3 protein-coding genes are annotated in these 6,822 nt (G+C 63.5%); all 3 read right to left on the bottom strand.

Going from position 1 to position 6,822, the window contains the following annotated elements:
* On the bottom strand, positions 1 to 3,326 hold a 3,326-nt coding region (locus tag AB0H82_RS36215; protein ID WP_362999799.1), incomplete at its 3' end, for a condensation domain-containing protein.
* The gene (vioD, locus tag AB0H82_RS36210; RefSeq protein WP_362999798.1) at positions 3,323 to 4,444 is read right to left on the bottom strand and encodes a capreomycidine synthase; all 1,122 of its coding nucleotides are present in this window, start codon (positions 4,442 to 4,444) and stop codon (positions 3,323 to 3,325) included. The genes vioD and AB0H82_RS36215, both read right to left, overlap by 4 nt.
* Positions 4,445 to 5,118: 674 nt before the next feature.
* Positions 5,119 to 6,159 (bottom strand): arginine beta-hydroxylase, Fe(II)/alpha-ketoglutarate-dependent, encoded by a 1,041-nt coding sequence (gene vioC, locus AB0H82_RS36205; RefSeq protein ID WP_362999797.1) that lies wholly within the window; start codon positions 6,157 to 6,159, stop codon positions 5,119 to 5,121.
* Positions 6,160 to 6,822 lie beyond the last annotated feature (663 nt).

Here is a 6,822-nt window from a genome sequence, read left to right as displayed (position 1 = left end):
GCGATATACAACTCACCCACCACGCCAGGCGGCACCAGCTGGAGATTGCTGTCAAGCACATACACCCGCGTATTAAAAACCGGCTGACCAATCGGGATCGTGGTCGTGGCGTCACTGTCCTGGCACGCGTAGAGGGTGGCATCGACGCAGGTCTCGGTGGGACCGTAAAGGTTGTATATGGCAGTCGAGCCCAGGCGGCTACGGCACTGCATCAAGAGGTGGCCGGCAAAGGCCTCACCGGCGACATACAGCCGCCGCAACGCGTGCCAGCCCTCCACGGCTGGTTCTTGGAGCAGCGGGGCCAGCAAGAAGGGCGCCACCTCCATCACAGTGACGTTGTTTTGCGCGACCAACCGAGCCAGCGCACTCACATCACGCTGGGTCTCGGGGGACGCCAGCAACATCCGCGCCCCCGCGATCAACGGCGCGAACAACTCCCATACCGAGGCATCGAACGTGAATGACGTCCTGTGCAGCACCGTGTCACGCTCGTGCAGCGGTACGGCTTCCTGCATCCACAGCATGCGGTTGACCACCGCCCGGTGCGGGATCACCACGCCCTTCGGTCGACCAGTGGAGCCCGAGGTGTAGATGAGGTATGCGGGATGGGCGGCAAGCAGCGGTGCGGTGCGGTCGGCGTCGGTGGGATCGGTGTCGGTGTGTTCGTCCAACATCACCACGGTGTCGGGGGCGTCGAGGATGAGCCGGGGCAGACCGGGGGTGTCGGGCAGACCTGTGGTTGTGGTGGTGATCAGCAGGGCGGGCGCGGTGTCGGCGAGTACGAAGGTGATGCGCTGGTGGGGGTAGTCGGGGTCCAAGGGGAGGTAGGCGGCCCCGGCTTTGAGTACTGCCAAGATCGCCACGACCATGTCGACGGAGCGAGGTAGGGCTAGGGCGATGAATTGCTCGGGACCGATTCCGCGTCTGATGAGGAGGCGGGCGAGCTGGTTGGCTTTGGTGTTGAGCTGAGCGTAGGACAGGGTGGTGTCCTGGAATACGAGGGCGGTGTTGTGTGGGCTACGGGTTACTTGCTGTTCGAACAGTTCCGGTAACGCCACGGTGGGCATGGGGTGGGTGGTGTCATTCCATTCCACCAGGATCTGGTGGCGTTCGGTGGGGGTAAGGAGTTGTACCGTCCCGAGGGGTTGGTTCGGGTTGGCGGTCACCGTCTCGAGGAGACGGATCAGTCGGGCGGCGAGATTTTCGATGCTCGCCCGCTCGAACAGGTCGGGCCGGTAGTCCAGCCGTAGCCGTAGGTTGCCAGGTCCGGGGCAGACGACCAGGCCCAGGGGGTAGTGGGTGGCATCGTGGTCGTCGAGGGGGGTGATCCGCAGTCCGGTGTCGGGGCTGGGGAGAGTGTCGTGGGTGAGGGGGTAGTTCTCGAACACCATGACGGTGTCGAACAGTTCACCAAATCCGGTCTGGTGGTGGATTCGGGTGAGCCCGAGGTGCTGATGAGTGGTCAGGTGCGACTGTTCGTGTTGCAGTCGGGTGAGCATGGTAATCAGCGTCTCGGCGGGGTTCAGCTGTACCCGGACTGGCACCATGTTGGTGAACAGCCCGATCATGGTTTCGACCCCAGCGAGGTGAGGGGGCCGTCCGGAGACCACCGCTCCGAAGACCACATCGCGGCCTCCGCTCAGCTGGCCCAGCACGACAGCCCACGCGGCTTGCATGATGGTGTTCAGGGTCAGACCGTGGCGGCGGGCTTGGTCGTGCAAGGCACTGGCGAGCTCAGTGGGGACCGTGAGGGTGATCCATTGCGGAATCACTGGTGCCCGGTGGGGATCGACCGGAGCCAACCGGGTGGGTCCGGTTAGGCCACTCAACGCGTGGCGCCAGGCCCCTTCGGCTGCTGCTTGATCCTGTCGCGTGAGCCAGGCCAGGTAGTCCCGGTAAGGAGTAACCCGCGACAACACGCTGGTGTCACCCCGGCTGGCGTAGAGGGTGAACAGTTCCCGGATCAGGACCGGCATCGACCAGCCATCCAGAAGGATGTGGTGGTTGGTTATGAACAGGCGGCTGTGTCCGGAGCCCAGATGGAGCAGGGTGAAGCGCAGCAGTGGCGGGCAGGACAGGTCGAAGCGGCGGGCACGATCGTCGGCTGTTAACCACGCCACCTGGGCCTCGGCCTCGGCCACGTCCAGCCCCCGCAAGTCGCTCTCTTCCCAGGGCAGCGTGACGTGGCGAGGGATGAGTTGCACGGCCCCTCCGGAGTCGAGGCGGTAGAAGCCGGCACGCAGGTTAGGGTGGCGTTCCAACAGGCCTGCCACTGCGGCGCGCAGCCGCGCGGTGTCCAGGGGACCGTGCAAGTCATAGACGGTTTGCAGCATGTACACGTCGGGGCCGTGGGGGTCATAGAGCGTGTGGAACAGCAGTCCTTCTTGCATGGGGGACAGTGGTAGTACGTCGGCCACACCTGATGGGCTGATGGTCTCGAGGTGATCGACCTGGTGCTGGGTCAGTTTCAGCAGGGGGAAGTCACTGGGGGTGTGCCCGCCTGCACCGGGTTGGGTGGTGTGGGTGACCAGGGCGTGCAGCGCCTGGGACCAGTATTCGGCCAGCCGCTCAACGTCGGATCGAGACCAGATTCCCGGGGCCCAGCTCCACACCACCTCCAACCGCGGGCCGTCGGGGTAGTCACGGACCACCGCGTTGATCTCCACCCCGTGGGTCAGCGCCATGCCGGGATCGGTGTCACCGTCCAGGACCTCGGCCTCGGGGGCCGCCACCCACCCAGCATCCCCCGGTTCAGTGGTTCCGGCCCCGGTGGTCGCGAGGGTGGGGAAGCGGCCCAGGTAGTTGAAGCAGACTTGCGGGCCGGGCAGGGCGGCGAGCACCGGGCCGGTGTGGGGATTCAAATAGCGCAGCAGGCCATACCCGATCCCGTGATCAGGCAGCGCGCGGAGCTGTTCTTTGACCCGTTTGACCGCCTGTCCCAGTCCCGGCCCACCGGCGCGGACCTCGTCCCAGGACAACGCCCCGGGGTCTAGACGGACCGGGTACAAGCTGGTGAACCAGCCCAGGGTGCGCGACAGGTCGACCCCCTCGGTGATGCCCTCCTCACGGCCGTGGCCCTCCACGTCCACCAGCACTGCACTGGAGTTGGACCCGGTGTTCTCGCTGGTGTGGCGCCCGTGGACCAACGCGAGCGCGAGCGCGGTGAGCAAGACGTCGTTAACCCCGCCGTGGAACGCAGCCGGGACGCTGCTCAACAACGGTCCAGTGACCTCCGGCGGCAGAGCGGTCCTCAGATGCCCCTCGGAGGCAGCACGCTCGGCGGACTCCAGCTGCTGACCCTGCCGCCACGATGGCCCATCTGTCATGACGAGCCCTCGCTTTCCAAGAGCAGTTCGGAGAACGCGTCCAGTCCTCTGGCCAAATCGACGCTGTCGCCACCGAAACCGAGTCGCACATGGCCGGGATGGTGAAAACATTCACCGGGCACAAGCAGGACCCCGTGCTCCCGCATAAGTCGATGACAGAACGCTGTCGTATCTGGTATTGAGCGGAGTCGGGGGAATACGACCACACCGGCCGCCGGCCGCGCGTACGAGAGAACTCGTTGGTGCGCATCCATCCACTCGTCGACGACTTCACGGTTGCGGGCCGTCATCTGCAGCCGAGGAAGGAGCAGGCGATCCGCCGAGGTAACTACCTGACGGGCTATGAACTCAACGAGGGGAGACAATGCCAAGGTGGTGTAGTCGCGTGTCGTCACACAGTGCTTTAGGAATTCCGGCGGGCCGATAGCCCAACCCAGCCGCAAGCCAGGCAACCCGTACGACTTCGATAGGGTCCCAAAACTGATTCCCCGGTCGTAAAGTATAGAGACGGCCGGGAGGGGCGACGCATCGTAGATAAGGTCCTCGAACGCGCCGTCCCAGAGCAGATAGGAGCCATACCGCTGCGCGATCTCCACTAGTTCACGCTGCTCCGCGTGAGTCAAAGTGACGCCAGTCGGGTTGTGCGGAAAGTTGACGACGATCATTTTGGTGCGTGCGGTGACGAGCCGCCGCAGCTCTTCGAGATCAGGTTGGAACTGCTCTTCGGGTCGCAGACGCCATCGCCGGACACGGCAGCCGAGGGCATCCACGGTCGCAACCAGCGAGTGGTATGCGGGCTCAACGACGATCACTTCATCACCCGGGCCAAGGATCGAGGCAAATACCAGAAGTTGAGCCTCCGTCGATCCGTTGGCAACGATCACCTCCGACGGCGCCCCCGAACCCCACCGGCTCGCGATGAGCGACCGGAGCTCTAACGAGCCGGCCGATGGGCTGTCTCTGAACGAGACGCGGTCCAACTCTTCTGGCTCCATCCCGAGTAGCGAGCGGAGCTGTGCGAAGCTATACGGCTCTACCCCGCTAGAGCTGATGTCTATCGACGCCTCGAAGTAGTAGTCGCGCAGCCAGTCTTCAAGAGGAGCTGGTTTAAAGAGCACAGTGTCCTCCCAGGATTTGGCTGAGCAGGTCCCCACATTGACCTCGCAACTTCCCATGGAAGGCGACTGCGCGTTCGACCAGCTCTAGGCCATCGGCCCTGGCTACCGTCGTGGCCTTTTCTGTGGGGTTACAGATACGGGCTGGTAGGACCGACTCCGGGTGAAATGAGCGAAATGCGTACTCGGCGTGCCAGCCCACTGGAACGTCTGGAGCGCTGCTCAACTGATTACTCCCGTCTTCCTTGATGGGCAGTACGTCGTGGATGACCCTGCCGTCCTGTTCTTGCGCCCAACCAACATGGAGAAGGGAGCTGGTCCCAGCGGCCGGAGTCGCGCCAATCACGTCATCGTCGACTGGGTGTCCTGCAGTGACGCCGTAGCCCGATTCATGCCGCCGGAACACGTCGACGTACTCCTGCAGCCGCGGTGGTAATCGGCGGGCGTGGACTGGAGCGCTGAGCAAGAATTTCTGATCCTCCGTGTTGCGGTGACGACGCCGCAACATGGCGGAAATAGGGGGGAAGTCCACTTCTTAGCGACCAGTCGACGATGCCAGCGCAGGATCGTGCCTGGTGTGACCAAGCGATGAAGGTCAGGGCCCTCAAGCCCAAGCAACTGTCCCCGCCGCGTAGCTCCGAGGACGCGGCGAGGTTGGTCAACCCAGACAACATCGTCTATCCGATCAGTCGGGAGGCGGCCGTTGCGCGCATGTCCCGAGATTTCCGTAGGTCAGCCGTCACGTTGACGCGTTTGAACCAGCGGTCAGTGCCGTCGTATCGGGCGGTGAAGGGCACTCGACCGTGCACGGCGCGGTGGTTGTTCACGAAAAGAAAGTCACCCTGCTCCAGCACTATGTTCCGGAGATTGCGATCTATGACCTCGACGAGAGCTCGGAACGCGCGGTTGGCGTCCAAGTCCTCCTCGGGAATCTCCATGAAGTAGGGATCGAGCCGCAGGTAGGGATCGGTCGGCGATCCGAAGAGCACCGCCACCGGCCGGTGGTCCGTGACGAAACGCTCGATGTTCGCGAAGCGCCGCCGGTCGGAGGCACACACCGGGGAGTTGTTCCTAGGTCGATGTGACTCGTCCGGGACGATCCGAAACCGCTCCTGGAAGAGGAGGTCCAGATCTTCCGGAGACAATGCTGAAACATCCAGTTCAGCCACGGTTGTCGCGACACGGTCCGGGTTTCGCAGTGACCCCAGGATGAGATAGTCGCCCCGGTACGGGTGGAAGGCGTCCTCCGTGTGCCACGTCAGCGGCTCTTTGCTGCCCGAGCCGAGCTGCTCGTACTCGTGCTCCTTGATCGGGAAGGTGTTGTGGACGAGCTGACCATCTTGCTGCGTGGCCCAACCGAACGGCTCACCAAGCAGCGCCGCGTACAGCAGAAGTAGGATTTCCTCGGGGAACTCGGGCCCTGGGCGTGCCAAACCTCGCCAGTCCGCTGGGGTGGGTCCAATCCGCGCGACATCCATCACGTGGCCCTTTACGATGCAGAAGCCGCGTCTGTCGGCAAGCGCAAAACGGCGGAGAAAACGCTGTGCCCGCAGTGGCAGCTTCGACGCATGGAAGGGTAAGTCGCACAGAAGATCCTCATCATCGATCGACGAGTAGCGTTGAGCCAGGGATGTGGCCAACTCCGCCGCCGCCTCCGCCTCCGCCGGCGTGAGGATGACTACCTCGTCGGATGCTTCTGCAGAGCTGGACGTCAACATCTCCTCCGTAGGGTGTTCAACCCTGGAGCTCCGGTGGACTCGGGAGATCCGAGCAGCCGCTCAGCCATCGGACAGCGTCTGGCCTGCCCGCTCGCAACTCGATGTGAACCCTAGCGAGGGGCGTTGCCAACTCGAGCTAAAGGGTCATGAGGGCATGATCGAGGTCGGGGTCTGGAGAACGAGACCTTCCGTGAATGCTAGGCCCCGATCGGCTGAGCGTCCAGCACGTCCGATTACGAGATGTTGGGTGAAGTCCCGGGATACCAGCGCCGGTAGTCGTGGATGAGGGTGGCGTCGGGGGCGCGTTCTTCGAGATGCAGGTACGGCAGCATCCTGTCGTAGAACAAATCTCGCCAACCGTCACGTCGATGGCCTGGCGTGTACGCCCCGACAGGGTGAACCGCAAAGTTCTTCTTGCTGGTCTATGGGCTGTTTGAGGCTCTGAGTTCAGGCCGAGGATGGTCAGGAGAGTGCGGAATCAACCCACTTGATGGTCTACGTAGAGTCGCAGGCGCATGCTGCGGAGCCCCACCTACCCGCGGCCCCGCGCCCGGGGCAGGCCCGCGGGCTAACCAAAGAAAAACAAAACCCACCACCCAGGTTTACTTGTGGCGGGGGCCGGGGCCGAATGCGGATAATAAAAACCCCAAAAATGTTTTTTGA

This window comes from Streptomyces sp. NPDC050732 (assembly GCF_040654255.1).
In the GTDB taxonomy this organism is placed as follows: Bacteria; Actinomycetota; Actinomycetes; order Streptomycetales; family Streptomycetaceae; genus Streptomyces.
The sequence above is the reverse complement of the archived record's forward strand: the minus strand, read 5'-3'. Positions and strand labels throughout refer to the sequence as shown.